This is a genomic window from Bacillus sp. FJAT-29790 (assembly GCF_019039215.1).
GTDB lineage: Bacteria > Bacillota > Bacilli > Bacillales > Cytobacillaceae > Cytobacillus.
This window is the reverse complement of the sequence record NZ_JAHNZZ010000001.1, coordinates 2661034-2686675: the sequence shown is the minus strand read 5'-3', so window position 1 is coordinate 2686675 and position 25642 is coordinate 2661034. Positions and strand designations below refer to the sequence as shown.

The following is a 25642-nucleotide window of genomic DNA, read 5'->3' as shown; positions in this document are numbered from 1 at the left end:
AAAACATCATGTTTATTTCATACTACTTAGGGAATGAGTACCGTATCAATAAAGATTACCTTTGGGAAAAGTAATCTTATAAATAAGGAGGAAGTCAGATGTCAACAAAACGTCGTTTGTTTACTTCTGAATCAGTTACTGAAGGTCATCCGGATAAAATTTGTGACCAAATTTCTGATGCTATTTTAGATGCAATTTTAGCGAAAGATGCGAATGCCCGCGTTGCTGCTGAAACTTCTGTAACGACTGGGCTTGTTTTAGTTGCAGGAGAAATTACTACATCTACATATGTAGATATTCCAAAGATCGTTCGTGAGACGGTGAAAGAAATTGGTTACACGCGTGCGAAATATGGTTTCGATTCTGAAACTTGCTCGGTTTTAACTTCGATTGATGAGCAGTCTGCTGATATCGCGATGGGAGTTGACCAAGCTTTAGAAGCACGAGAAGGTCAAATGACAGAAGAAGAAATCGAGGCAATCGGTGCCGGAGACCAAGGGTTAATGTTCGGGTTTGCCTGCAATGAAACAAAAGAACTAATGCCACTTCCAATTTCATTAGCCCATAAATTAGCTCGTCGATTAACAGAAGTCCGTAAAGAAGAAATTCTTCCTTACCTTCGCCCAGATGGAAAAACACAGGTAACGGTTGAATATGATGAAAATAACAAGCCGGTTCGAATTGATACGATTGTTATTTCCACTCAGCATCATCCGGAAATCAGCCTGGAGCAAATTCAGCGCAATCTAAAAGAATATGTCATTAACCCGGTTGTTCCAAGTGAACTAATCGATGAAAATACAAAGTATTTTATTAACCCAACAGGTCGTTTTGTTATCGGTGGGCCTCAAGGTGATGCTGGTCTAACAGGGCGCAAAATCATCGTTGATACTTACGGCGGTTACGCCCGTCATGGCGGTGGTGCTTTCTCTGGTAAGGATCCTACAAAGGTTGACCGTTCTGCTGCCTATGCAGCCCGTTATGTTGCGAAAAACATCGTGGCTGCTGGTTTAGCTGACAAAGTAGAAGTTCAGCTTGCTTATGCTATTGGTGTGGCACAACCTGTTTCGATCGCAATCGAGACTTTCGGTACAGGAAAGGTAGACGAAGATATTTTAGTTAACGTTGTTCGTAACAACTTTGATCTTCGTCCAGCTGGGATCATCAATATGCTTAACCTACGTCGTCCGATCTACAAACAAACGGCTGCTTATGGACACTTTGGCCGTACGGATATTGATCTTCCTTGGGAGCGTACGGATAAAGCAGATACTTTACGCACTGAAGCATTACAAAAATAATTCAATAACGAAAACGGGAGCTGCTATTTATGTGCAGCTCCTGTTTTTATTTTGCTAATTTCGTTGATACCCTATTTTTATCAATTATATCGCAAATAGCGTTAGCAAAATTGGAAAGGGATTAGAATTGTCATTCCTTGGGAAAAGTAAGGTAACGATCTGATTAAGCACAAAAATGCTTTCCTTATTTTAATGACTTATAATACTGGCCTCTTTCCGTATATTCCTTGCTTATCCGTTCCCTCTCTTGAATATCTTCAGGAGTTAATTTTCGGATAACCTTTGCGGGTCTACCAAAAGCGAGCGTATTCGGCGGTATTTTTTTACCTTGAGGAACAAGGCTGCCAGCACCGATGAATGCTCCCTCACCTATTTCTGCTTGATCTAGGATGATCGTGCCCATGCCAATAAGAGCCTTACGGCGGATGATGCAGCTATGTAGAATGACTTGATGGCCCACTGAGACCTCATCTTCAAGAATGAGAGGATTATTCGGGCTTTGGTGAAGGACCGAATTATCTTGAATATTTACTCTTTTTCCGATAATCGTAGGGGCGATATCTCCTCTTATGACCGTGTTGAACCACACACTTGATTCATCTCCGATTTCGACATCCCCTGAAATCGTTACGTAATCTGCAATAAATGCCGATTCAGCTATTTTAGGCGTTTTTCCTTTATATGGGTAGATCATTTTACACTCTCCTTTAAAAAAAGTATCCTAAATAGTTTACCATAGAAGCCAGAAATCAGGGGTATAGACAATGATCAAAGGCTAACTGGCACCGATTCTTTTAGGAATAAGGAGGGATGCACCCGGAATATGCATGGATAAGGCTTTTCATTAAAAATGAGTATGAGGTAAAAACCTCTATTGTTGTTAATACTTTAATGTGATTAAATGCAGCTTCTAAGCTATAATTTAAATACAAAGAAAAAGGGCAGAGCTGCGTTTAAATTAGAGAGTCTAGCTAATTACATTGGCAAATAAATGATAATGATTTAAAAATTTTATATCTCTTGGCTACGCTCACATTCGCTTTATTGTGTGGTTTTGTTGAAATTAAATTAATATTCATATTAAATTTTGGTATAGTAGGCATATTGTTTGTGTCAATTCAAAGGTTTGGGGGAAGGACTATGTGGAAATGGGAAGCTGAAGGAGAAGCTAAAGCAGTCATTGTGATAATACATGGTGCGATGGAGCATCATCGCCGCTATGGCTGGCTGATTGAAATGTGGCGGTTATCAGGCTTTCATGTCATTATGGGAGATCTTCCGGGCCAAGGGATGACTACAAGGTCGAGAAGGGGCCATATCGATGCTTTTGATGAGTATATTTTTGAAGTGAAAGATTGGATACAAGCTGCCTACCAATTTGATTTACCTGTTTTTCTTCTAGGGCATAGTATGGGAGGGCTGATCGCCATTCGCTTGCTGCAGGAGGAAAGATTGAACCTCAAGGGCGTCATCCTTTCATCCCCATGTCTAGGATTAGCAGCATCCCCTTCGAAGGTTTTGGATATTATTTCACTCGGGTTAAATATTGTTATGCCCAGTTTAAGAATGAAATCAGGAATTTCAGTAGATATGGCAACACGAAATAAAGATGTTCGGGATGCTGACTCAAATGACACCTTATATGTAACGAAAGTGTCTATTAGATGGTATCGTGAAATAGTGAAGGCGATTAAGCTTGGATTTGCTAATCTCAATAAAATTCAAGATGTCCCGCTGCTCGTTATGCAGGGGGGAGATGATAAGATTGTTAATAAAATAACAGTCAGCGATTGGTTTAACCAGGCGCCTTTTTCTGAAAAACGTTTTAAAGAGTGGCCAAAATGCTATCATGAAATCTTTAATGAACCGGAACGTGATGACGTATTTGAGTACGCGAAGGACTTCGTTGATAGCCAATTAAAAGCGCTTGGTCATAATGAAAAGTAAGCAAGTAAAAGCTTTTATGAATAGCGCTTAAGCTTTTCTTAAGGGGGTGGGAATATGAGTGTTCCTTCAATGCCAATCAGTTTGATGTCCAATGTATATCGGAAAATTCTGCCTGCAGTTCATCGGGAGTTAGCTTATTGGAAGATGCGAGCAGAAGCGATTCCAGATCAAGAGCTGAGAAAACAGGCTCTAGCAAGCATTCAACATAAGACCTTTCATTGTGAAGGCGGTGCAATTATGGCGTTAATGGCGAAAGAAAAATATTCAGAGGCCATAAAGTTCATCGTTGCGTATCAGACGATCAGTGATTACCTGGACAATCTTTGCGATCGCAGTACTTCGCTGGATCCTGATGATTTTGCAGCCTTGCATGAGTCGATGGCAGATGCATTAACAATTGATGCAGTCCCGAAAAATTATTATCGATTCCGGATGGAACAGGATGATGGAAACTACTTGACCGACCTCGCCGCAACTTGCAGGAATGTTCTGTCCGAAATGGGAGATTACGGGGAAATCAAGGGCTATTTATTGGAATTATGCCGCTACTATTGTGATTTGCAAATTCACAAGCATGTGAAGGTAGAAGAGCGGGTACCAAGGCTTCAGGATTGGTTCCAGGAATATAAGGAACAAATCCCGGAAATGGAATGGTATGAATTTTCAGCTTGTTCCGGTTCGACTTTAGGCATTTTTTGCCTGATATCATACGCAATGAGGGATGATTTTAAGAAGGGCTATGCCGAAAAAATTCGCAATGGCTATTTTCCTTACATACAGGGCTTGCATATATTATTGGATTATTTGATTGATCAAGAAGAGGATCGTGCTGGCGGCGATTTGAATTTTTGCTTTTATTATGAAAATGAAGAGAAGCTATTTGATCGACTGAAGCACTTTGTTTCGGAGGCGGACAAGCATACGGAGCGACTTCCGCATAGACGGTTCCATCAATTGATAAACCGCGGGCTACTCGGTATTTATTTATCTGATGAAAAAGTAAGAAAACAGAAAAATGTACGGAAGCTAGCAAAAAGTATGATAAAAACCGGAGGCATGATCAGTTTTTTCTTTTATATGAATGGCAGGGCCTACCGGACAATGCAAAAGTGGATTCCAGCGAGTATTTTTAGAGCATTAGTGAGATAGGATTGAAATGTACAAGCAAAAAGCCTGCGAACCGCAGGCTTTTTGCTTGTAAAGTATCAGGTAATATTAAATTATCGGCCACTATTCGAATATATCAGCCACTATTCGAATATATCGGCCACTATTCGAATATATCGGCCACTATTCGAATATATCAGCCACTATTCGGATATATCGGCCACTTTTTCAATATTCGCTAACTATGCTACCTTTTTTCAATCGCGACAATAAACGGCGGATTGTTTTGTTGGTTAATAAATTGGTATTGAAGAACATGAACTGCTTTTTGGTCTAATTGTTTTACATATTGAAGAAGTTTATCCCTTTCGACAGCACCTTCCTCATGTCCATGATAAATAACTAACACAATGATTCCTTCCGGCGCCATTATTTCTAGCAGCTGCTCAATAGCAGAAATCGTTGTTGCAGGCATCGTCACGATTGCTTTGTCACTACCAGGCAAATAGCCTAAATTAAAAATCGCCGCTGTTATTTTCCCATGGTGGATCGGTGGGATGCTGGCTAGAATATGCTCATGCCCTTTATGAAATAGTGTGACACGATCGGAAAGGCCATTTTCTGCAAGGCGTTTTTGGGTTTTGAGAACAGCCTCTTCCTGGATATCAAAGCCGTACACCATGCCAGACTGTCCAGTTAAATGAGCAAAAAATAAGGTGTCATGCCCATTTCCCATCGTGGCATCGACTACGATATCCCCTTGAGAGACTGCTTTTTCAAGTAATTGTCGGGCAAAAGGCAGAATTCTTTCGAGCTTCATGCCATTTCCTCCAATTGACTAGAATAAAATTTCCCTTGCCAGCTGTTCCGGCGTTTCAGTTCTGCATCAATCGCATTAAGAACTTCCCATTTATTCACACTCCACATTGGGCCGACCATCAATTCAATTGGCCCATCGCCAGTAATACGGTGAATAATCATTTCCGGGGGTAAAATTTCTAATTGGTCACAAACTAGGCTTACATAGTTTTCTAAGGATAAGAACTCGAGCATTCCTTTTTCATATTGCTTTACCATCGGTGTTCCTTTTAAAAGATGAAGGAGATGGATTTTGATTCCCTGAACATCTAATTTCGCAACTTCTCTTGCAGTTTCCATCATCATTTCAGGTGATTCTAAGGGAAGCCCATTGATAATATGGGAACAAACACGAATTCCGTGTTTTCTAAGTTTGTTTACCCCTTCGACATAGCATTCATAATCATGAGCGCGATTAATAAGAAGGGCCGTTCTTTCATGAATCGTTTGTAGTCCAAGCTCAACCCATAAGTAGGTTCTCTGATTAAGCTCAGCCAAATACTCAACAACATCATCCGGAAGACAGTCAGGCCTTGTTGCAATCGAAAGACCAACAACACCTTCTTGGCTCAAGACTTTTTCGTACATTTCCCTAAGTACTTCGACAGGGGCATGTGTATTCGTAAAGGCTTGAAAATACGCCATATATTTGCCGTCTTTCCATTTATGATGCATTTTTTCTTTTATTTCATTAAATTGTGTTTCCAGATCGTCCGCACGGTTTCCGGCGAAATCACCTGAACCAGCAGCGCTGCAAAATGTACAGCCTCCATGGGCAACCGTGCCGTCCCGGTTTGGGCAATCAAAGCCGCCATCAAGAGCGATTTTAAAAACTTTATGGCCGAATTCATTTCGTAAATGGAAATTCCATGTATGGTAACGTTTATCATCAGATGCAAATGGGAAAGGGTTGTTCTGAATCATATCAGTATCTCCTTTTATTATCATTGTAAATCTCAAAAAAAATGCCGTAAAAAATAATTTTAACATGAAGTGAGAATGTTATCCAAATGTAATTGTTTCAAGTTTTATCGATCAAAATTGGCGTTAGCCGATAAATTAGGGAAATCGGCTGAAATTTTTATCTATGCCTGGAATGTGAGTTTCCGATTTATTTTTTAAATTGCCAGCAATTTGTCTAGATAAGAAAAAAGAAAAATGAACAAACTAATTCATGAAGCACTATGCTTCTACCCATTCTGATCAGGAGGGGATATGATGGCAACCCGTGATTCTGTTAATGCACTTCTCCAGCAATGTCAGGACGCGTTAAACTTTGCAAATGACCAACTTGAAGAAGGAAGAACTCAGGAGCATTACAATGATATTGGCTATACAAATGCACTTCAATCCCTTGAAGATGCTTATAATGATTTAGCGAAGCTTGCACACAGCGCGAATTCAGAACAGCGGGAGCAGCTCCATCGAATGAGGCTTCAGCTGCAACAACTTCAAAACCAAATGATTACTCTTCCGCACTAAGGAGTGAACGAATTGAAAAAGCGCTCGAAACAAAATAACCCGGAACAGAAAACCCGGAATGGCATCAATAGTAACGATATCGAACTAGGACAAGATGTTGATTTGGTCAAACAAGCAAAGAAAAAGTATGAAAACCGAGGCGGCCAGCCGGTTAAATCGAAATTCCATCCAGAATAAGTTAATCTAATTAAGGCCCTGATGCACAAGCATTGGGGTTTTTTCATTCTTTAAATTTCTTCATCTTTTTGGAAAATTTCCCATAGAATCTTTCATTTTTTCTGTTATTATTTATGTTACAAAAGGTGGGTGGGAAACAATGAAGGGTCAAAAGATCTTAACTATTTTAGAAAGAGAATTGGTTGTGGCACTTGGTTGCACTGAACCGGTAGCGATTGCCTTAGCCGCGGCGACAGCGAAAAGCCATGTGAATGGAAATATAAAAGAGATAAGTGTAAAAGCAAGCGGGAATATCATCAAAAATGCAAAGTCAGTGGGTATTCCTGGGATGTCAGCCAAAGGTCTCGATTTTGCTGCAGCTCTTGGGGCTGTTGCTGGGGATCCGGAGAAAAAACTTGAAGTATTAGATGGGCTTACAAAGGAAGACGAGCTGTCGGCCTTAGAGCTTATTGAGGATGGGAAGGTTACAGCTAGTCAAGCGGAAACGCCGAAGAGACTTTATATTGAAGTCATTATTCAAACAGATCAGCAGATTTCTAGAGTAGTAATCTCTGATAATCATAGTAATATCACGTTAATTGAAGTCGATGGCAAAGCTGTATTCCGAGGTGGATGCGAGAATATTGGCATTCAAACAGATGAAGAAGAGATAGAAGATCTATCCATTGACCAAATTTACGAGTGGGTTGTACAGGTAGATCTTAAGGATTTGGCAATCGTAAAAAAGAGTATTGAATTAAACCGGGTAATTGGGAAAGAAGGGCTTTCTGGAAACTATGGTCTAAATGTTGGAAAAACCCTGCAAGAAAATGTGAAAAAGGGTCTTTTATCAGATGACTTGGCCACTGCCGCCATGTCCCTTGCTGCAGCAGGTTCAGATGCAAGGATGGCAGGTTCGACACTTCCGGTTATAGCCAATACTGGAAGTGGAAATCAAGGAATTGCAGTGACCTTACCTGTAGTGGCAGTAGCGGAGAAGTTGCAAGTACCGGAGGAATCAATGATTCGTGCTGTTGCATTAAGTCATTTAATTACAATCCATATCAAATCTAAATTTGGCCGGCTCTCCGCTTTATGTGGCGTGACTGCAGCTGGAATGGGATCGAGTGCAGCAATAGTCTATTTGCTTGATGGAAATCTTCAGCAAGTTAAAGCGGCCGTCCAAAATACAATAGGTAATGTATCCGGAATGATCTGCGACGGCGCAAAGGCCGGCTGTGCCATGAAGGTCTCGACATGTTCCAATGTCGCTGTCCAATCAGCTCTACTAGCACTGAACGCTCAAGAAATCAGCTCCACTGATGGATTTATTCATGATGACGTGGAAAAAAGCATTGAAAGCTTTTGTAAGCTAGGGAATGAAGGAACACGGCAGACAGATGAATTGATTTTAAAATTAATGCTTGAGAAATAACCAGATAAGCTGATTCATTAAAGATATTCACTGAAGCATCTCTTATCCAATATGGGTAAGATTTTGAGAAACGGCTTTTTTAAAAGGTAAATATACTCCTATACAAGTTTAATAACTGTTGTTGTAAGTTGTCCGCTGCCAATTAATTGGCGGCGGATTTTCTGTTTTAGGATAAATGAATTATCAAAGAAAGTCAGTAAATAGGGAATCTAACATCCTTTTACCTTCTTTGATAAAGTTAACACTCCAATTTCCTAACGTTCACAAAGTAGTAAAGATCTAACAGAAGAACTGTGAATTTGGTCACAGAAGTAACCTCTTCTAAAATGGTTTAAATAAGGTAGGCAGTTTTAAAAAAATTCATTCTTCATCCCAAATGGTGATGTATTCCTCATCAGAAGAAAACATGTGAATATGTTCACAAAAAATCCATATTTTCAGGATGATTTTACTATAGAAAAACGAAAAAAGCATTCGCTAAGAAAGGATGTCTAACAATGAAAAAAATAATCCTGTCTTTAATAGGGGCTACCTTCCTTATCCTTAGCATGCCGGGATTTTCTCTTGCTGCACCTATTTTAAAGATGGAGGAATTAAAAATACAAATCATGCCTGAATACGCCAATCACCCGAATGATAAAGTGAAAGATCATCCATCCTTGCTAGTTGGATATCATGGTTCGTTAATAAATAATACCGACAAACCCAAAAAGGGCCAGATTGAAATTCCCCTTCCAATGAATGATGACGAGTTTCGAATCGGCTTTGTTGCTGACTACAATCGCGATTTCACCCAGATGAACGAAATCGAATACAAAATTGATGAAAAAAATAGCATGATTACATGGGAAACAAGCGAGGATATTCAGCCACAAGAAGCTTATAAATTTGTTATTGAATATTATACGGGGCAAATAAAAGCGGGCGGTGAGACAAAAACGCTTTCCTTTCAATTTAAAAGCTTTGCAGATATCCGTCTAGTAAGTGTTGTTTTTCTTGAACCATTAAAAACTGAAAACTTTAAATTAAACCCTCAGGCCGATTCACACCAGGAAAATCCTTATGGCATGAATATGTTCTTATATCAGATTCAAGGGATGAAGCCTAATGAGGTAAAAGAGTTCCAGCTTCAATATCAACGCGCAGAATCAAAAACGACAATGGAAATAATGGAAGAAATGGCTGGCAATCCGACCCATGGTGAAGGAGCAGTGAAGAAAAATGAAACCATCCCTATCTGGGTAATCATCTCAACCGTCGGTGGCTTCAGTGTCATTTCGGCATTGCTGATCGTTTTCTTCCTGAATAAAAAGAAAATGATGATACATAGAACAGAACCCGAGAAACCATCAGCATTCAAAGCAAAGAAATCACGCTTACGAGCAATGCTCCTTGAAGGAAGCATCTCTGAACAAGAATATAGCGAACTACTGAAAAAACTAGGAGGTAAATGAATGTCTAAAAATAAAAAAATTATGTTCGGTTTATCTCTCTTCGCTGCTGCGATCATGATCATGTTCTTTTCGACTATGCCAAGCGCAGGCAGCAAGGAAGTTACGATAGAGGAATTGCTAAATAAGAAGGATTCCTTAAAGGATGAATACATAATGACGCAAGGGTTATTAAAGCAGGACTCAATTGATTGGAATGCAGACAAAATTGAATTGAAGTTTGAAATTTCCGAAGAAAGCGGGGCTTCTCTTCCCATCCGTTATATGGGTGTGAAGCCAGATAATTTTTCGGAGGATGTCATTGTGATTGTCGAAGGATTTTTAAAGGAAAATGGCGTGTTTGAAGCGGAAAAGGTTCAAACAAAATGCCCTTCCAAGTATGAAGGAGAAGACGTAGAAAACTATGACTCGAAGATGCATAAAGAGATGAATGAAAATAAGCAGAACTAATTAGACAGGCGGGCGACATCATGTATTTAATCGGAAATATCTCACTCATACTAGGCATCGTCATTTCCTTGTACTCATTAGCTGCTAACATCATCGGCTTAAAAACAAAGAACCCAAAATGGCTGGAAAGTGCACGTGGAGGGGTCTTATCCCTTGCATTCGTGACGAGCATCTCCGCATTCCTTTTATTCTATATACTCGGTACGAGCCAGTTTCAATATAAGTATGTAGCTGCCTATACAAATCTGCAGCTTCCACTCGTATATAAGTTAGCAGCTTTTTGGGCAGGAAACGCAGGATCGTTATTACTTTGGACGTTTTTATTAAGCATTTATGCAGCCATTATTGTTCTAAATAAGAAGAAACAAAACATTATGATTCCATATGTTTCAAATATTTTAGTCGTAAATCAGCTATTTTTCTATATTGTCATGGTCTTAAATGCGAACCCATTTGAGATGACGGAGACAATACCTGTCGATGGAAAAGGATTGAATCCGATGCTCCAAAACCCTGGCATGGTCATCCATCCTGTCACTCTCTATATGGGCTACGTCGGTTTGGCTGTTCCTTTTGCCTACGCCATTGCTGCGCTGCTGATGAAAAAGATGGATGCCCAGTGGATTAAATTAACGAGACGCTGGACATTGACGGGATGGCTGTTCTTGACGATCGGTAACATCGTTGGCGGCTGGTGGGCTTATCTTGAGCTAGGCTGGGGTGGATACTGGGCTTGGGACCCGGTTGAAAATGCATCCTTTTTACCGTGGCTGACCGTTTCGGCATTCCTGCATTCGGTTATGATTCAAGAACGGAAAAACATGCTAAGAACTTGGAATTTAAGTCTGATCATTTTGTCTTATATCCTTTCACTATTTGGCACCTTTCTTGTGCGAAGTGGAATTTTAACAAGTGTTCATGCGTTTGGTGACAGCAATCTCGGGACTTATTTCTTGGTCTTTATGGCATTTATGATGCTCTTTGCCATTTACGTCGTATCCACCCGTTATCATCTGATAAAAAAAGAAAGCCAGCCGATTGAATCTTACTTTTCAAAGGAAAGCAGCTTTCTGTTAAATAATTTTATTTTAGTCGCAGCCGCATTTGCAGTCTTTTGGGGAACAATGTATCCCTTGATCTCAGAAACAGTAACCGGAACGAAAGTAAACGTAGGTGCTCCATATTTTAATAAAGTGATGGCGCCGATTATGCTGGCTCTCCTTTTACTAATGGCCATTTGTCCGCTCATTTCATGGCAAAAAGCGGTATTTGAACGCTTCTTAAAAAATACCCTTGCCCCTCTGCTGGTAGCCATCATATTTACTATTATCCTTGTGGTAACGGGGGTGAGGGGCATATACGCCATCACCGGATTAACGGTTACGGCATTTATGTTCGCTGTGCACGTGCTTGAGTTTTGGCGGGGAATGGAAGCACGGCGAAAGGCGACAAAGGAAGGCTTCATAAAAGCAGCGATCCAATTAACAAGAAAAAATCAACGCAGGTATGGAGGCTATATCGTTCATATTGGAGTGGCGCTTATCGCTGTCGGTGTGATCTCATCTAATGCGTACTCCGAAGAAGTTATGAAGACGGTTAATAAAGGCGAAAGCATGAAAGTCGGACATTATGAGCTGACCTTTCAAGAACTGTCTGAAACAACGAATAATGGCAATGGAATTGTGTTTGCTAATATCGCTGTCTCCTATAAAGGAAAAAGTGCTGGAATGATCAAGCCGGAAAAGATCTTTTATGCAACCTGGCCGGAGCCATCCACGGAAGTAGCGATAAAAACGAATTGGAGTGAGGATCTTTACGTTGTGCTCAGTTCATGGGAAAACGGAGAGAAGGTTACCTTTGTAGTCAAAATTAATCCTTTTGTTAGCTGGATTTGGGCAGGAGGTATTCTGATGATGATCGGGACTGCTGTTGCATTGATCGGGGGAAAAACGACTGCATCATTCCGAATGCGCGGTCAACACGCGGGTGTTCGGGTATGAAGACATTAACTAGAAGGCAGTTATTAAAACGGTCCATTACGTTCGCGGTTTCCCTGATAGTGATTGATCTCGGCTTTGATTATAAGGGAGCAAGGGCAAAATCAGTGTTTGATTACAATTCGAAAGAGTTCCAATTTGTAATTAACCAGCTTGATATGCAAGGGCATGCTGATCATGATATCTCAACTTGTACGGTAAAAAAAGTCTATTATGAAGAAGTTTTGGAGGCTCTCAATAATGGCCAATCAGAGAGTGAGATTCTGCAGTCATATGTTGATGAATACGGCCAAGCTGCTTTAAGAACACCGGCCGCGAAAGGCAGCGATTTGATTGCTTGGGTCGCCCCAGCATTTGGCTTTTTATTTGGCGCGTTTGTTGTCGGTTTTGGAATCAAGAAACTGACAAACAAAAATGCGGAATCGTGTTCGATACCTATTGAAGAAAAAGAGATAACTGAAACAGAGCGAGAAATAATTGAAATAACCTTTGAAGAGGAAAGGCGTAAGCATTTTTAACGTAGTATGAAAGTTTAAAGGAAAATAAGGTTGAGAGCAAGGAAGGGAAAAAGGAAATCGGTGTATTCACTGGTTTCCCCCAATCTCAACCCTGACCTCCCACCTCTAAACCAAGGAGCGATCAATATGGATTATTTATTTTTACTCGGAGGTTCCATTGTTATTATTACTTGTTTTTATTTTATTGTTGCTCCTTTTTTCAGCGGTGAGGGAAATACGCTGGCAGCCGTTGATGGAAATGAGCTTGAACTGCCATTAGAGATGATTTATGCAACTGTAAATGAGCTTGAAATGGATTTTCTTATGAAGAAAATTTCCGAGGATGACTTTCAAACGTTGAAAAAGCGTTATCAACTTCTTGCAGCAGACTATATGAAAATGGGGAATAAAGGAATAACAGACGAGTCAAAAAGTAAAGCCGAAGCTGATGAAATCGAGCGTGAAATATTAGCCGAGTTAAATAAGCTCCGCAAGCAGAAGGGCAGGATCAAAGAATGATTGATGTCCCGCCGCTCCATCCAGATTGGCTTGTATCGTTTTGGCTTGAGACGCCATTCCTAAATAAGCTTGATCCTCATGTTATGCTGATTTTTTTGCTCGTGGTCGTTGTCATTGGAATAGTTAGAAGTCGAAAGCTTTTGCAGAAGCAAGAGCCAGATACAGATGAAAAGCAGTTTCAGCTGTTACTAAAGAAAAAAGCCGTCATTGAAGAGCAAATAACCCGGCTGGAGATGCAGAAGAAACAGGGTGAAATGGCGGAAGAGCAATATGTCAAAAGCCTTGAGGAATACAAGAAGCATCTTGAAAATGTAAAAAGTGATCTGCTTCGATTCACATAGAACCTTCACCATACTGTTCCTTTTTTATACATTATTGCTTTTAATACTGTACTAGTCATTTAGAAAAAGAGTTTTCAGTCTAAAGGAATTCATGAGTCCAGAAAACTCCCCGAAAAGGAAAAAGCGGGTCTCATAAGGGGTTCATGATGCAGTGAAATACTTTAGCTATAAAGCAACAATTTACTTGAAATGAGCCTAAACAAAAAATACAGCCATGAACACTATATTAACAACCTCTGACAGAAAGAGTTGGATCATATGCTTGAAATGAAAAATATCACAAAAATGATTGGCGATAAGATCATCTTGAGGAACTTCTCATTAGCTTTGGGAGCTGGCGAGAGTGTAGCCATTATAGGTCCGAATGGAGCCGGGAAGAGTACATTTTTTAAGATTGCTGCCGGCCTTATGCAGCCAACAAGTGGAGAAATACGCCTGAACGGGGAGAAAACAAGGAAGAAATCACTTCTTTTGAAAAAGAAGATTGGCTATTTAGGACATGAATCTTTTTTGTATTCTTCATTATCACCACTAGAAAATTTGCTGTTTTATGGAAAACTCTACAAAGTAAAAAATATTGAAAAAAGGGCGATGGAGCTGTTAAGGGCAGTGGGACTCCATTATTTTAAAGATTTGCCAATCCGTTCTTTTTCAAGAGGAATGATGCAGCGCCTCGCGATTGCCCGAGTCCTGCTTGCAGAGCCGGACGTCCTTCTTCTCGATGAACCACATACAGGCCTAGATCAGGAAGCAATTAATCTTCTGAACAGCCTAATTAAGGAAAGGCAAAGTAAAGGAATTTCGATTCTTTTAATCTCGCATGATTTTGAACAGGTGATGAGAGTATGTGATCGGGTGACCGTCCTAAATAAAGGGAGAGTGATCACAAGTCAGCAAATTGACCAAGAGGCAGGCTTGCAATCGTTAAAAGAGTGGTATGAAGCGGCGGTGGGAGGAACATGATCACGCTTTTCGCAGATGCGATTGTCATTGCTAGTAAGGACATACGAAATGAACTGAAATCAAAACAGACAATCGGGATGATGATTATCTTTTCAAGTCTCGTCATTCTTATCTTCAGCTTTGCGTTCGACCCCACTAATAATACTATAAAGGCCATTATTCCGGGCTTGATTTGGGTGATTACGATATTTTCCGGGATTCTTGGGCTGAACCGGTCATTTTTAGCAGAGAAAGAAAATGATAGCCTGACGGGATTAATGATCGCACCCATTGACCCAGCTAGTATCTACATTGGTAAGGTAATTGCTAATTTAGTACTTGTGATAACGGTACAGGTGGTCAGCATTCCGGTGTTATTCGTCTTGTTTGATTATCGATTTAATGGCTATTTTATCTGGTTTCTCTTGATTGTTTTTACAGCTACATTCGGATTTATCATCGTTGGAACATTCTTAGCAGCACTAGCTGCCAATGCGAAAAATAGCGAGATGCTGCTTCCGGTTCTGCTGCTTCCGCTGCTTAGCCCTCTGATGATCGCGGCTGTCCAGGCGACCAAGGTTGTCCTTGGCCAAGACGGGATCCAGGATGCCATCTCATGGCTGCAGCTTATGGCTGGGTATGACTTGCTGTTTTTTGCAGCCTGCTTTTTTCTATTTGAATACTTGATGGAGGGATCGTAATGAAACAACCGTCAGCCATGATTGACCGTATTCTTTATATGATTCTCGTGCCGGCCGTGTTCATTGCTTTATATTTAGTTTTTATCTGGTCACCGGTTGAAAAACAAATGGGTGTAACCCAGAAAATATTTTACTTTCATGTCGGCTCTGCATGGGTAGCCTTCTTAGCATTCTTTGTTGTCGGCTTTTATAGTATTTTAACTTTAAAAAAACCGACTGAATCCCACTTTATTAAGGCGGGTGTTTCGGCAGAAATAGGCGTGCTTTTTACAACAATCGCGCTCGTAACAGGAATGATTTGGGGGAAATCCGCTTGGAACACGTGGTGGACTTGGGAGCCTAGATTAGTAACAACCTTAATTCTTTGGTTTATTTATGTCGCTTATTTGTTCGTTCGTAAAATGGAAGGCTCATGGGAAAAGATTGCTAAACTATCCGCCGTCTTTGGGATCATTGGCTGTATCAATGTCCCTATCGTTTTCATGGCGATCCGCTGGTGGAACACGAAGCTGCACCCGGTTGTGTTCGGAGATGGGAAGAATCAGAAAGGCGGGGGAATTGAGCCAGACATGCTGATTACCCTATTATTCTGCATCGGTACGATCACTTTACTTTATATTTTCTTGATGCGCAAAGGGACCGAAATTGAAAAAATGCGGCTAACTGTCAAAAAGGCAAAAATGAAAGTGATTGAAAAACTAGCAAGTTGAAAATAGGAGGCGGAAATAATGCAATATTTATTTATGGCTTACTCAGTCATATGGGGCTTATTGGCAGGATATATCTTTATTCTCGGCAAACGCCAAAAGGAGCTAAAAAAAGAGATTCAGTTGATTGAAGATTGGCAGTCAGAATCAAAATAAGTAGGTGAGAAAATGAGAAAAAGGCTCATACCTCTCATAGTGATCGTCATTGTTACAGGTGTTATCGGAATCCTAGTGAATGGATTAAGCGGAAAAGTGTCCGCAAATCCTGGGGATGAGGCAATTGATTTTAACCTGAAGGATATTTATGGGATGGAATATCAGTTATCTGACTATAAAGGGAAGGTCGTTGTTTTAAACTTCTTTGCTACTTGGTGCCAGCCATGTATCGATGAGGCACCAGAGTTAGAAGCATTCGCGGCAGAATACAAGGATGCGGAACTTTTGCTGATCGCTAAAGGCGAATCATCGAAGCGAATAGAGAAATATATCAAGGAGACCAACTCTAAATTGCCTTATTTACTAGATACAAAAGAAGACGTATCAAAAGAATACAGCGTAATCGGCCAGCCGGATACGCTTATAATTGATAAAAACGGGATAATTGTTGAGAGATTTGTAGGTCCAACGACAAAGAAAAAACTGATAGAACTTATAGAGAATATTTCCAAACTATAGGATTAGAATGCTGTTATCAGCGTTTTAATATATGTTTAACAGGCTTTTTTTGTAGAAGATATTGCTTTCGGGAGAGACTTGAAAAAAGACAATTTATGAATTAGTGATTGCTTCAAGTCCCTCAAAAATGATTTTAGTAGCGATTAGCTAAGTTACAAGAGCAGTAATTTTTACGAAAATAGCCTTCTAAATTTTTTGCTGTGTTAAAGCGCAATGTTGATTTTTGCACCCTGTTAATTGGAGCGGAAATCAACAGACAAATTTAACAGAGCCTAATTTTTAAAAGCGGTCTGCTCCAGCACCTAGGGACTCGCCAATCCGTCGAGAAGTTTAAAGACCAACCTTCACGCCAGCACATTTTATGCTTGTCACTCCTGGGCAAGGCGCTTCCGCTTTTCTTAAAGGGAGGTGAAAAAAATGCTAAAAAAGCTATTCGCTATTGATAAAAAAATCTTAATTTTTATCGGAGTATTTGCGGGAATCATTATTTCAGCCGTGACGGCTAAAACTTTCGCCTACACGGACTCAGCCGATTTCTGTCAAAGCTGCCACATCATGACGAGTGTGCATGAATCCTTTACTGATTCGACCCATGCTAAGCTTGCTTGTAATGATTGTCACTTGCCTCATGAAACGCAAACAGGAAAGCTGACATTTAAAGCAAAAGCAGGCCTAAACCATATGTATTACAACACACTAGGGTCAGAGAAAATACCGGATGTTCTGCTGGCGACCGAAAGATCAGCCAAGGTAATCAATCAAAACTGTGTTGATTGCCATGAGAGCACTGTGGATAATGTTTCGCATGATGCAAAAGACAGCTGCACAAGCTGCCATCAAGAAATCCCACATGGCAAAGGCTTTAAAACAGAGAATTTCTATAAACCGCCTAAATCTGGGGAGCTTTTAGAAAACAAAGGAGGTACGTTGAACAATGGTTAGGACTTATCAATGGTCATTTTTCTTCCTAGTAGCGGTCATTCTGATTCTTTCAGGCTGTTCGGGTGCAGACATAACTAAAAATGCAGCAAGTGTAGCGTCGACAGGCTTGTCAAAAGATGAAATCAGAAGTGAAGCATTTAAAGATTTATTCCCGCTTCAATATGACAGCTATCAGAAAACGATGGAAGAAGAAGATACAAAATATGGCGGATCAATCAACCGGAGTAAATATGATGCCGATAAAGAACCATATTTACCGATTCTTTTTAACGGATATGGGTTTGCAACTCAGTATACGGAAGACCGCGGGCATATGTATGCAAACGAAGATATCCGCGAAACTGCACGTATTACTGATAAATCAATCGGCTCCTGCTTAACATGTAAATCGACTGCTGTTCCACAAATGATCGAAGAGATGGGTGATGAGTATTGGAGTGGAAGCTTTAATGATGTCATCTGGCCAAAGGCAGAGGCAATGGGACATTCGCCAATTGGCTGTTCAGATTGTCATGACCCGGAAACAATGGACCTTCGCATTACTCGTCCAAGCTTTATAAAAGCGATGGAATCGCAAGGAATTGATTTGTCAAATCCGACTAAAAACGATATGCGCAGCTATGTTTGCGGCCAATGCCATGTTGAATATTACTTTGCACCAGAAAATGGAGAAGTAACGTTTCCATGGGCAAACGGATTTAAGCCTGAAGATATGTACGAATACTACGAAACAACAGCGAAAGAAAGAGGCTTTGAAAAAGACTGGATTCATAATGTTTCAGGTACACCGATGTTAAAAGTGCAGCATCCAGAATTTGAAACACATATAGAAGGCCCTCATGGCAAGGCAGATGTGAGCTGTGCTGATTGCCATATGCCATATGAACGAGCGGATGGGAAGAAGAAAATCACTTCTCACTGGATTAAGTCACCGCTGAAGTCTATGGAGCAATCATGTGCAACATGCCACAGCAATCGTGATCTTGATGCGTTAAAAGAGCGTGTCATGCAAATTCAAGATACTCATATCGCCGCTTTACACAAGGCAGAGGACATTTCAATCACTTCCCACTACTATGTAAATAAGATGATTAGTTCCGGGGTTAGTGAGGATAAAATTAAGAAGGCACAGGAACATGTTCGTAAAGGACAATGGCATTGGGATATCATAGCAGCCGAAAATGGAGCTGGTTTCCATAATCCGCAAGGTGCGATGGATTCTTTAAGAACGTCGATTGAAGAATCAAATAAAGCAATTCAAATTGGAATTGAGGAACTTGTTAAAAAAGGTGTCAATCTTGAAGAGTTAAATAAAGAGATCGAAAAAGCGAAGAAGGCTGTATTTGAAGAAAAGGATAACTTCAAAAAGAAAGAGCATGCGATCAACAGCTATTTCCCTGCGATTCAGCCTCCTTCAAAATAAAAAAATATTAACTATGAAAACACTGTACAAATGCGGTTTGTATGGTGTTTTCTTTATTGTGACAAATGAATGAACGGGTGTCAATATGAGTGACATAATTACTAGCTATTTTTTATGGAAATCATATTTTCCGTACATGAGAATATTTTGCATTTTCTGGATTCGAACGCTACGATTAAAATAGGTTGCAAGGGCACAGAAAAGAGAATAAAATTATTTTGAAAACCGAAATACACAGAAGAATTATGGTTCTTTTAACATTGGCGCTGTAAATGGATATTGTTGTTATACTCGCGGGATCGATTTACCTTCCGAGAGGCGGGTTTTGCTCCGCAAAAAAGCTCTCTTCAGGCAAAACCACCCCGCTAGTATGCATTCTATCAACATTGTGCATTAACAAAGTCTTATCAATAAAATGTATTTTAAGTAAAGGAGCGGTTTACATGCCACGAGCCTTATGGCTACTGATTATTGGGATGGCGGTGAATGTAACGGGCTCTTCTTTTTTATGGCCTTTAAACACAATTTATATTCACGATCATTTAGGTAAATCATTGTCAGTCGCGGGGATTGTTCTAATGCTAAACTCAGCGGCGAGCGTGATCGGAAATTTATATGGAGGATTCCTATTCGATAAAATCGGAGGCTATAAATCGATCCTCATCGGAATTGGATTTACATTAATATCATTAATTGGTTTAACTTTCTGGCATGGATGGCCAGCTTATGTTGTATTATTAACTCTTGTTGGTTTCGGCTCAGGCATTGTCTTTCCTTCCATGTATGCAATGGCCGGTTCGGTCTGGAAGGAAGGCGGCAGAAAAGCTTTTAATGCGATCTATGTTGCGGCAAATCTTGGTGTGGCAGTGGGCGCCTCTCTTGCAGGGCTTGTCGCATCTTACTCATTCCAGCTGATCTTTGTAGCGAATACCTTGATGTATATTATTTTTCTGTTTATTGCCGTTTTTGGATACAAGGGAATCAATACAGTTGATAGAAAGCAATCATCTACTCCTCAGAAAAAAATGGGTAATAAAAATCACACGAAGCTCTATGCCTTATTAATTTTATGTATTGGCTATTTACTATGCTGGGTAGGCTATTCTCAGTGGATGACCACGATTGCGTCTCACACACAAGAGCTTAATATTTCTTTAAAGCAGTACAGCATGCTATGGACGATCAATGGGGCAGTCATTGTGATTGGCCAGCCATTACTGAATGGCGTCGTGAAGCGTTTTAAATCACTTAAAACACAAATGATTATTGGGATGATTACTTTTATTGTCTCCTTCGTAGTTGTGGCCTACGCTCAGCAGTTTTCTGCTTTTCTTGCTGCAATGTTTATTCTTACAATTGGAGAAATGCTCGTTTGGCCTGCAGTTCCAACCATCGCAAACGACCTCGCACCTAAAGGAAGAGAAGGGTTTTACCAGGGGATCGTTAATAGCACGGCAACCGGCGGAAGGATGATCGGCCCTCTGCTTGGGGGAATCCTTGTAGATTTACACGGAATCTCGATGCTTTATACGGTATTAATCGTCCTGTTTGTCATCTCGATCTTTACGACGATTGTTTATGATAGAAAAATTAAAGAAACGAAAAGCTTGGTCTCTGCCTCATGAAAAAACCTGTAGAATGCTGGTCAATCCTCTAAAAATTGTATATGTAAAAAACGGAGTTGTTTCCACATGGAAAAGCTCCCTTTTTCTTAAAGTTTAAGAAAAGGGCCTACTTAAAAGATAAAATTTCAAAAAAATAAAGAAGCTGACTCCGAAAAGGCATTTTACAATGACCTGCGAGTCAGCTTCTTTTATTCATCTAATTCTGATGTTTCTATATCTAACCATGTTTGAGACCATTTTTCTATATCTCTCATTAAAGGTTCTAATGATAAACCCTTATCAGTCAAGGAATATTCAATTCGAACTGGAGTTTCCGGAAAAACTTCACGTTTTATGAAACCTTGACTTTCTAAATCTTTTAGCCTCTCTGAAAGAACTCTTCCACTTATTCCAATAGCAGACTCAATGGCACAAAATCGTTGAGGTCCTGATAGCAGCTGGTAAATAACAAGCCCAGTCCACCGCTGGCTTAAAATATTCATTGCCTTTTCAAATCGAGGACAAATTAAAGACTTATTCATATTCAATCACCTCTGTATTAATACAATACCATATTACAATAAATAATTCTATTACTACTTGTAATATGTTAACTTGACATTAGTTAATTGTAAATTTATAATTACTTACATAAAGTAACTAACTAATAATAAACACGAAATAAAAATATGTGCTGTTCAAATTAGGAGGAGTTATAAGATGACATTTCATAGCAAGCCTCATACATTTGTTGGGCAAGTTGATTTAAAAGTAATAGATTTACAGCGGTCTTTGGCTTTTTATCAAAAAATAATTGGATTTCAAATATTGGAACAGACAGAGAAAAAAGCGATTCTAACGGCGGATGGCAAAACCCCGCTTTTATCGATTGAACAGCCCGAAAATGTGATACCGAAACAGCCGCGTACAACTGGCTTATATCACTTTGCATTGCTGCTGCCTAGCCGAGCTGATTTAGCGAAAGTAATACGGCATTTTATAGAAACACGCTATCCATTACAGGGGGCATCTGATCATCTTGTAAGTGAGGCACTTTACTTAGCAGACCCCGATGGCAATGGAATAGAAATTTATTCAGATCGCCCATCTTCAACATGGGATTGGGTAAAGAATGAAGTAGTAATGGCGACGAACCCGTTAGATGTTGAAAGTATTCTGGCTGAAGGAAACGGAGAACCATGGAATGGGCTTCCTGCTGGGACACTGATGGGGCATATCCATTTACATGTTTCTGAATTTCAAGAAACAGAAGAGTTTTATTGTAAAGGTCTTGGGTTTGATATTGTTTGCCGATATGGCGGTCAGGCACTCTTCATCTCTACTGGCGGATATCACCATCATATTGGATTGAATACTTGGAATGGAGTTGGTGCCCCTGCGCCAGCCGAGAACAGTGTCGGGTTGAATTCATTTACACTTGTTTTTCCAGATAAAGAAGCTAGAAAATATGCTGTAGAACAATTAAATACCATTGGAGTTTCAGTAAAAGAAGAGAATGGTTATTTTGTCACACAAGACCCTTCAGGAAATCGGATTCAATTAAGGGTTTGAGAAACGTTGTATAAGTTTTGCGGTACCCAATTGAAGGGTACCGCTAATATTTTTTGGCTATTTTAGTAAAGTTTGTTGCTTTATAATGTGATTTTTATTTAATAATCTGAGTTGATTGAAGCGGAGGGCACTTGACTCTTCGAAAATGCTATCGCATTTCCTTCGTGCGTGGGCAGATTCATGGATGTAAAATCAGTATCCTGCGGGAATAGAGGGAACGGGAGACCCCACAGGCGATAACGCCGAGGAGGCTCCCGTCACTCCCCGCGGAAAGCAAGTGCCCACAGCGGAAATCAACGGGCAAACTTTGAAGGCTAAAACAACAATATATGCGAAAACAGCCTATTTTTTTGAATATAAGGTGGTTTATTCATGACTCTAAAATATGATGTTTGTATAGTTGGAGCTGGACCTGGTGGGGCATTACTGGGTTATTTATTGGCGAAGAATAACATCTCAACGATTGTTGTAGAACGTCATGAAGGAATTGATAAAGAATTCCGCGGTGAACATCTAAATAATGTTGGAGAAGAAGTGCTAAAAGAATTTAATCTTTTTGAGAAGGTAGAAAGACAAGGACTTCTCTTGATGGAACGAATTGAATATTGGGATCATGGTAAAGTGATTAAGACTGTTACTCCTGCCCATGGAAACAAGCACGTAGGGATTCATGTTCCGCAAAGGAATTTGTTAAGCGTGTTGATTCGAGAGTCCGAAAAGTATCACAATTACCGACTGATGTTGGGTACAAAAGTTACAGAGTTAATCACAGATGAAAAGGGCGCAGTTACAGGCATCAAAGCGAAAAAAGACGATAAAGAATTGACCATTACGAGTTCTATTGTCATCGGTGCTGATGGTCGATACTCTACGATTCGAAAGTTGGCTAATATGCCTTTTAATATAATAAAGCATGGATATGATCTGCTATGGGCGAAAATACCAAGCCCAACTGGATGGGAACCGACAATAAAACAGACTTTGATTGATAATAAGCAGCTTGCATTATTTACCCAGGCAGGCGGGTTCATTCAAATAGGCTGGAATATTAAAGAGGGCTCTTATCCTCAATTAAGAAAGCAATCATTTGAACCGTTTATCAAGCGAGTGACAGCTGCTTTTCCCGAATTATCAACTACTATCCGAAAACATATTATTTCGTGGAATAATTTTATATTACTTCAAGTTCAAAGTTGTTATTGTGAAACTTGGGTAAAAGATGGATTAGTCATTATGGGAGATGCCGCCCATACAATGAGTCCTACAGGTGCCCTTGGTATTAACTGTGCACTGAAGGATGCGAGCATTTTATGTGAGGTCATTAAAGAAGCACTTGATCAAAAAGATACAAGCGTGCACCAATTAATTAAATTCGAAAATGGCCGGCGTGACGAAATTGAAAAACTGCAAACGCATCAGATGATACAAGAAGCATCTTATAAAAGTAATTTTGCTGTTTCTTAAGGCTCTTTTCTAAATGGTTGTTGTTTTTAAATAGGTAATTTTTTATGAAGTTGATTGGAGCGGAAATCAACTACACCACTTTTTGGTTCAATAGCAAAAAAGTTTACGAAAACAGTCTTTCCTAAAGAATAATACTGTGTTGAGCTGTACATGTAAAAGATTATTTACCACACAATAATCAAAAGGGGATGTCGCTATGAAAGAGGTTCAGTTGGAATCTAAGGTTCTTTCTGTTTTAGAGGATAAAATTCAATTAATTAAAACAAATGAAGGGGCGATTTACTTAGTGGGGCCCATCCGGCTGCCTGTGAATTTGTATGGGGAAACAGTCGAATTCAACTGGTATTGCTGGCTGAATTGCAAGGAAGTAACGGAAGATTTTCAGCGTATTATTGATAAATTATCATCTGCGAATTTGGCGGAGTTACAACAATCAAGTGTATTGGTATATGGTGACTTTGCTTATGCTGACAATGCAATAATGAGAATGCATTCTATTTGCCATACTGGTGATATTTTTGGAAGTAAACGATGTGATTGCGGTTACCAGCTAAAGCAGTCTATGAAAATGATTGTCGAGCATGGGACAGGGGCGCTATTTTATTTAGCTAACCATGAAGGAAGAGGAATTGGTTTATTTAGTAAGGCAATGGCCTATATTCTTCAAGAAAATGGATATGATACGGTAGAAGCCAATGAAGGTCTTGGCTTTGTGGATGACTCCAGAAACTATGGGGATGCGATTCAAGTGCTGAAAGCTCTGCGTTCAAAGCCTGTAACCCTTATCACAAATAATCCTAAGAAGCTCGAAGCATTAAAAGGATCAGGATTGCATGTTTCTGGAAGAACACCTTTGTGGGGAGATATCTCTAAATTTAATGAAAAATATTTGGAGACAAAAATAAAGAAATCTGGACATTTAGAAGATGAAGGGACTTGTCCAAATGACTAATCATGAATTTTATATGGAATTAGCTTTGAAAAATGCACAAGCAATGAAGGGTCAGACAGAACCGAATCCATTGGTTGGTGCAGTTATTCTCAATGATAACCGTGTAGTAGGGATTGGTGCGCATTTAAAGGCTGGTGAACCGCATGCCGAAATTCATGCGATTCAAATGGCGGGGGATAAGGCGAGAGGCGGAACCATTTATGTGACACTTGAGCCTTGCTCCCATCATGGCAGAACAGGTCCTTGTGCATTGGCTATCGTAGAGGCTGGTATTAAAAAAGTTGTAATTGCAACTTTGGATCCGAATCCGGTTGTGTCAGGAAATGGTGTGAAAATACTTCAAGACGCCGGCATTGAGGTGATCACGGGAATTTGTGAGGAACAATCTCAAAAGATGAATGAAGTATTTAATAAATTCATAGTTCAGAAAAGGCCTTTTGTCACATTGAAATCGGGAATCACTTTAGATGGAAAAATTGCAACATATGCTTCCAGCAGCAAGTGGATTACGTCTGAAGATGCAAGGCACGATGTCCATCAGCTTAGAAATGAAAATATGGCGATACTAGTTGGGGTTAATACAGTTATTGAAGACGATCCTGAGCTGACTTCTAGAATTCCGAATGGCCGAAACCCAATTCGTGTCATTTTGGATTCCAATTTAAGAATTCCTTTAGAATCTAAGGTCATCACAGATAAGAAGGCAGAAACATGGATCTTTACTAGCGAAAACTATGACAAAGAAAAAAGAAAAATACTAAAAGATTCTGGGATTCTCGTTTTTCAAACGAATGGTTCTAAGAACGTCAATCCAAAAGAAGTCGTTAAAATTTTAGGTGATAAGCTTGTCTCTTCCTTAATTATTGAAGGTGGCGGAACGATTAACGCATCTTTTTTAGAAAATAAATTAATTGATAAAGTCATTCTATATATCGCTCCAAAATTAGTAGGCGGAAAAAATGCTCCAACCTTCCTTGAGGGTACTGGTATTGAGAAGATGACAGATGCTGTAGAGCTATCAAATATATCACTTACTCAAATAGGCAAAGATTTTAAGTTCACGGGGTATCCGATATACAAAGGGCAATAATAAAAGAGTCTGTTTAATCTTTTTTTTAA

28 protein-coding genes are annotated in these 25642 nt (G+C 39.8%); 24 read left to right on the top strand and 4 right to left on the bottom strand.

Translation table 11 applies throughout. The annotated features are described in order from the left end of the window. The first annotated feature begins 98 nt into the window (after nucleotides 1-98). A complete protein-coding gene (gene metK / locus BGM26_RS12635) occupies nucleotides 99-1301 on the top strand; it encodes a methionine adenosyltransferase (RefSeq protein ID WP_217040163.1) in 1203 nt (400 codons plus the stop codon). Between the two features lie 184 nt (nucleotides 1302-1485). On the opposite strand, the gene BGM26_RS12630 is transcribed toward metK, so the two are convergent. Beyond that, nucleotides 1486-1995 carry a gamma carbonic anhydrase gene (locus BGM26_RS12630; protein ID WP_217040162.1) on the bottom strand — a complete coding sequence of 170 codons (510 nt, stop codon included), beginning with the start codon at nucleotides 1993-1995 and terminating at the stop codon, nucleotides 1486-1488. Nucleotides 1996-2441: 446 nt separating this feature from the next. Here BGM26_RS12630 and BGM26_RS12625 point away from each other — a divergent pair, with 446 nt between their 5' ends. Both BGM26_RS12625 and BGM26_RS12620 read left to right on the top strand, forming a co-directional pair. Further along, nucleotides 2442-3248, top strand: coding sequence for an alpha/beta hydrolase (locus BGM26_RS12625; protein WP_217040161.1), 807 nt, complete (start codon nucleotides 2442-2444; stop codon nucleotides 3246-3248). 54 nt (nucleotides 3249-3302) lie between these two features. Further along, on the top strand, nucleotides 3303-4397 hold the full coding sequence (locus tag BGM26_RS12620) for a tetraprenyl-beta-curcumene synthase family protein (protein WP_217040160.1): 1095 nt from the start codon (nucleotides 3303-3305) through the stop codon (nucleotides 4395-4397). A gap of 205 nt (nucleotides 4398-4602) precedes the next feature. Here the strand turns inward: BGM26_RS12620 and mnmM are convergent, their stop codons facing one another. Then, on the bottom strand, nucleotides 4603-5175 hold the full coding sequence (mnmM, locus tag BGM26_RS12615) for a tRNA 5-(aminomethyl)-2-thiouridylate-methyltransferase MnmM (RefSeq protein WP_217040159.1): 573 nt from the start codon (nucleotides 5173-5175) through the stop codon (nucleotides 4603-4605). Beyond that, nucleotides 5172-6137 carry a tRNA modification radical SAM protein MnmL/YtqA gene (mnmL, locus tag BGM26_RS12610; RefSeq protein WP_217040158.1) on the bottom strand — a complete coding sequence of 322 codons (966 nt, stop codon included), beginning with the start codon at nucleotides 6135-6137 and terminating at the stop codon, nucleotides 5172-5174. Before mnmL ends, mnmM begins: the two co-directional genes overlap by 4 nt. A 294-nt stretch (nucleotides 6138-6431) precedes the next feature. Between mnmL and BGM26_RS12605 the strand changes: the two genes are divergently transcribed. The 17 genes from BGM26_RS12605 to BGM26_RS12525 all read left to right on the top strand — a co-directional run bounded on the left by BGM26_RS12605 (nucleotide 6432) and on the right by BGM26_RS12525 (nucleotide 20556). Next, entirely contained in the window at nucleotides 6432-6695 is a 264-nt protein-coding gene (locus BGM26_RS12605) for a YtzC family protein (protein ID WP_217040157.1), read from the top strand. 12 nt (nucleotides 6696-6707) lie between these two features. Next, nucleotides 6708-6872 (top strand): glycogen biosynthesis protein GlgD, encoded by a 165-nt coding sequence (locus BGM26_RS12600; protein WP_217040156.1) that lies wholly within the window; start codon nucleotides 6708-6710, stop codon nucleotides 6870-6872. A 139-nt stretch (nucleotides 6873-7011) separates the two neighbouring features. After that, nucleotides 7012-8286 carry an L-cysteine desulfidase family protein gene (locus BGM26_RS12595; protein ID WP_217040155.1) on the top strand — a complete coding sequence of 425 codons (1275 nt, stop codon included), beginning with the start codon at nucleotides 7012-7014 and terminating at the stop codon, nucleotides 8284-8286. 497 nt (nucleotides 8287-8783) lie between these two features. Further along, nucleotides 8784-9740 (top strand): hypothetical protein, encoded by a 957-nt coding sequence (locus BGM26_RS12590; protein WP_217040154.1) that lies wholly within the window; start codon nucleotides 8784-8786, stop codon nucleotides 9738-9740. Further along, a complete protein-coding gene (locus tag BGM26_RS12585; protein WP_217040153.1) occupies nucleotides 9741-10187 on the top strand; it encodes a cytochrome c maturation protein CcmE in 447 nt (148 codons plus the stop codon). A gap of 20 nt (nucleotides 10188-10207) precedes the next feature. Beyond that, the gene (locus BGM26_RS12580) at nucleotides 10208-12187 is read left to right on the top strand and encodes a heme lyase CcmF/NrfE family subunit (protein WP_217040152.1); all 1980 of its coding nucleotides are present in this window, start codon (nucleotides 10208-10210) and stop codon (nucleotides 12185-12187) included. After that, nucleotides 12184-12702, top strand: coding sequence for a cytochrome c-type biogenesis protein CcmH (locus BGM26_RS12575; protein ID WP_217040151.1), 519 nt, complete (start codon nucleotides 12184-12186; stop codon nucleotides 12700-12702). Before BGM26_RS12580 ends, BGM26_RS12575 begins: the two co-directional genes overlap by 4 nt. 126 nt (nucleotides 12703-12828) lie before the next feature. Beyond that, nucleotides 12829-13200 (top strand): hypothetical protein, encoded by a 372-nt coding sequence (locus BGM26_RS12570; protein WP_217040150.1) that lies wholly within the window; start codon nucleotides 12829-12831, stop codon nucleotides 13198-13200. After that, nucleotides 13197-13541 carry a hypothetical protein gene (locus BGM26_RS12565; protein ID WP_217040149.1) on the top strand — a complete coding sequence of 115 codons (345 nt, stop codon included), beginning with the start codon at nucleotides 13197-13199 and terminating at the stop codon, nucleotides 13539-13541. Before BGM26_RS12570 ends, BGM26_RS12565 begins: the two co-directional genes overlap by 4 nt. A 258-nt stretch (nucleotides 13542-13799) precedes the next feature. Next, on the top strand, nucleotides 13800-14504 hold the full coding sequence (gene ccmA, locus BGM26_RS12560) for a heme ABC exporter ATP-binding protein CcmA (protein ID WP_217040148.1): 705 nt from the start codon (nucleotides 13800-13802) through the stop codon (nucleotides 14502-14504). After that, nucleotides 14501-15184, top strand: a complete 684-nt coding sequence (locus tag BGM26_RS12555; RefSeq protein ID WP_217040147.1) for a heme exporter protein CcmB — start codon at nucleotides 14501-14503, stop codon at nucleotides 15182-15184. The genes ccmA and BGM26_RS12555 overlap by 4 nt, the downstream gene beginning before the upstream one ends. Beyond that, nucleotides 15184-15894, top strand: a complete 711-nt coding sequence (locus tag BGM26_RS12550; RefSeq protein ID WP_254119260.1) for a cytochrome c biogenesis protein — start codon at nucleotides 15184-15186, stop codon at nucleotides 15892-15894. Before BGM26_RS12555 ends, BGM26_RS12550 begins: the two co-directional genes overlap by 1 nt. A gap of 18 nt (nucleotides 15895-15912) precedes the next feature. After that, nucleotides 15913-16047 carry a CcmD family protein gene (locus BGM26_RS12545; RefSeq protein ID WP_217040146.1) on the top strand — a complete coding sequence of 45 codons (135 nt, stop codon included), beginning with the start codon at nucleotides 15913-15915 and terminating at the stop codon, nucleotides 16045-16047. A gap of 12 nt (nucleotides 16048-16059) precedes the next feature. After that, nucleotides 16060-16566, top strand: a complete 507-nt coding sequence (locus BGM26_RS12540) for a TlpA family protein disulfide reductase (RefSeq protein ID WP_217040145.1) — start codon at nucleotides 16060-16062, stop codon at nucleotides 16564-16566. A 417-nt stretch (nucleotides 16567-16983) separates the two neighbouring features. Then, nucleotides 16984-17508, top strand: a complete 525-nt coding sequence (locus BGM26_RS12535; RefSeq protein ID WP_217040144.1) for a cytochrome c3 family protein — start codon at nucleotides 16984-16986, stop codon at nucleotides 17506-17508. Further along, nucleotides 17501-18931: an ammonia-forming cytochrome c nitrite reductase subunit c552 gene (locus tag BGM26_RS12530; protein ID WP_217040143.1), complete on the top strand. Its 1431-nt coding sequence runs from the start codon at nucleotides 17501-17503 to the stop codon at nucleotides 18929-18931. The genes BGM26_RS12535 and BGM26_RS12530 overlap by 8 nt, the downstream gene beginning before the upstream one ends. A 443-nt stretch (nucleotides 18932-19374) precedes the next feature. Continuing rightward, the gene (locus BGM26_RS12525) at nucleotides 19375-20556 is read left to right on the top strand and encodes an MDR family MFS transporter (protein WP_217040142.1); all 1182 of its coding nucleotides are present in this window, start codon (nucleotides 19375-19377) and stop codon (nucleotides 20554-20556) included. Nucleotides 20557-20744: 188 nt separating this feature from the next. Here the strand turns inward: BGM26_RS12525 and BGM26_RS12520 are convergent, their stop codons facing one another. After that, nucleotides 20745-21077, bottom strand: a complete 333-nt coding sequence (locus tag BGM26_RS12520) for a winged helix-turn-helix transcriptional regulator (protein ID WP_217040141.1) — start codon at nucleotides 21075-21077, stop codon at nucleotides 20745-20747. A 178-nt stretch (nucleotides 21078-21255) separates the two neighbouring features. Here BGM26_RS12520 and BGM26_RS12515 point away from each other — a divergent pair, with 178 nt between their 5' ends. From BGM26_RS12515 to ribD, 4 genes are all read left to right on the top strand, one after another. Next, nucleotides 21256-22107: a VOC family protein gene (locus tag BGM26_RS12515; protein WP_217040140.1), complete on the top strand. Its 852-nt coding sequence runs from the start codon at nucleotides 21256-21258 to the stop codon at nucleotides 22105-22107. A gap of 372 nt (nucleotides 22108-22479) precedes the next feature. Next, the gene (locus BGM26_RS12510) at nucleotides 22480-23571 is read left to right on the top strand and encodes an FAD-dependent monooxygenase (protein WP_217040139.1); all 1092 of its coding nucleotides are present in this window, start codon (nucleotides 22480-22482) and stop codon (nucleotides 23569-23571) included. A gap of 196 nt (nucleotides 23572-23767) precedes the next feature. Continuing rightward, on the top strand, nucleotides 23768-24523 hold the full coding sequence (locus BGM26_RS12505; protein WP_217040138.1) for a GTP cyclohydrolase II: 756 nt from the start codon (nucleotides 23768-23770) through the stop codon (nucleotides 24521-24523). Next, complete coding sequence (gene ribD, locus BGM26_RS12500) at nucleotides 24516-25613, top strand: bifunctional diaminohydroxyphosphoribosylaminopyrimidine deaminase/5-amino-6-(5-phosphoribosylamino)uracil reductase RibD (RefSeq protein WP_217040137.1); 1098 nt, start codon at nucleotides 24516-24518, stop codon at nucleotides 25611-25613. The genes BGM26_RS12505 and ribD overlap by 8 nt, the downstream gene beginning before the upstream one ends. Nucleotides 25614-25642 lie beyond the last annotated feature (29 nt).

Coding starts and splice junctions, on each gene's coding strand:
- BGM26_RS12545 (WP_217040146.1), top strand. CDS start 15,913: ATGCAATATTTATTTATGGCTTACTCAGTCATATGGGGCTTATTGGCA.
- BGM26_RS12550 (WP_254119260.1), top strand. CDS start 15,184: ATGAAACAACCGTCAGCCATGATTGACCGTATTCTTTATATGATTCTC.
- BGM26_RS12520 (WP_217040141.1), bottom strand. CDS start 21,077: ATGAATAAGTCTTTAATTTGTCCTCGATTTGAAAAGGCAATGAATATT.
- BGM26_RS12505 (WP_217040138.1), top strand. CDS start 23,768: ATGAAAGAGGTTCAGTTGGAATCTAAGGTTCTTTCTGTTTTAGAGGAT.
- BGM26_RS12585 (WP_217040153.1), top strand. CDS start 9,741: ATGTCTAAAAATAAAAAAATTATGTTCGGTTTATCTCTCTTCGCTGCT.
- BGM26_RS12525 (WP_217040142.1), top strand. CDS start 19,375: ATGCCACGAGCCTTATGGCTACTGATTATTGGGATGGCGGTGAATGTA.
- BGM26_RS12625 (WP_217040161.1), top strand. CDS start 2,442: ATGTGGAAATGGGAAGCTGAAGGAGAAGCTAAAGCAGTCATTGTGATA.
- BGM26_RS12515 (WP_217040140.1), top strand. CDS start 21,256: ATGACATTTCATAGCAAGCCTCATACATTTGTTGGGCAAGTTGATTTA.
- BGM26_RS12595 (WP_217040155.1), top strand. CDS start 7,012: ATGAAGGGTCAAAAGATCTTAACTATTTTAGAAAGAGAATTGGTTGTG.
- mnmM (WP_217040159.1), bottom strand. CDS start 5,175: ATGAAGCTCGAAAGAATTCTGCCTTTTGCCCGACAATTACTTGAAAAA.
- ccmA (WP_217040148.1), top strand. CDS start 13,800: ATGCTTGAAATGAAAAATATCACAAAAATGATTGGCGATAAGATCATC.
- BGM26_RS12530 (WP_217040143.1), top strand. CDS start 17,501: ATGGTTAGGACTTATCAATGGTCATTTTTCTTCCTAGTAGCGGTCATT.
- BGM26_RS12535 (WP_217040144.1), top strand. CDS start 16,984: ATGCTAAAAAAGCTATTCGCTATTGATAAAAAAATCTTAATTTTTATC.
- BGM26_RS12565 (WP_217040149.1), top strand. CDS start 13,197: ATGATTGATGTCCCGCCGCTCCATCCAGATTGGCTTGTATCGTTTTGG.
- BGM26_RS12620 (WP_217040160.1), top strand. CDS start 3,303: ATGAGTGTTCCTTCAATGCCAATCAGTTTGATGTCCAATGTATATCGG.
- metK (WP_217040163.1), top strand. CDS start 99: ATGTCAACAAAACGTCGTTTGTTTACTTCTGAATCAGTTACTGAAGGT.
- mnmL (WP_217040158.1), bottom strand. CDS start 6,137: ATGATTCAGAACAACCCTTTCCCATTTGCATCTGATGATAAACGTTAC.
- BGM26_RS12570 (WP_217040150.1), top strand. CDS start 12,829: ATGGATTATTTATTTTTACTCGGAGGTTCCATTGTTATTATTACTTGT.
- BGM26_RS12575 (WP_217040151.1), top strand. CDS start 12,184: ATGAAGACATTAACTAGAAGGCAGTTATTAAAACGGTCCATTACGTTC.
- BGM26_RS12555 (WP_217040147.1), top strand. CDS start 14,501: ATGATCACGCTTTTCGCAGATGCGATTGTCATTGCTAGTAAGGACATA.
- BGM26_RS12630 (WP_217040162.1), bottom strand. CDS start 1,995: ATGATCTACCCATATAAAGGAAAAACGCCTAAAATAGCTGAATCGGCA.
- BGM26_RS12540 (WP_217040145.1), top strand. CDS start 16,060: ATGAGAAAAAGGCTCATACCTCTCATAGTGATCGTCATTGTTACAGGT.
- BGM26_RS12580 (WP_217040152.1), top strand. CDS start 10,208: ATGTATTTAATCGGAAATATCTCACTCATACTAGGCATCGTCATTTCC.
- BGM26_RS12510 (WP_217040139.1), top strand. CDS start 22,480: ATGACTCTAAAATATGATGTTTGTATAGTTGGAGCTGGACCTGGTGGG.
- BGM26_RS12605 (WP_217040157.1), top strand. CDS start 6,432: ATGGCAACCCGTGATTCTGTTAATGCACTTCTCCAGCAATGTCAGGAC.
- ribD (WP_217040137.1), top strand. CDS start 24,516: ATGACTAATCATGAATTTTATATGGAATTAGCTTTGAAAAATGCACAA.
- BGM26_RS12590 (WP_217040154.1), top strand. CDS start 8,784: ATGAAAAAAATAATCCTGTCTTTAATAGGGGCTACCTTCCTTATCCTT.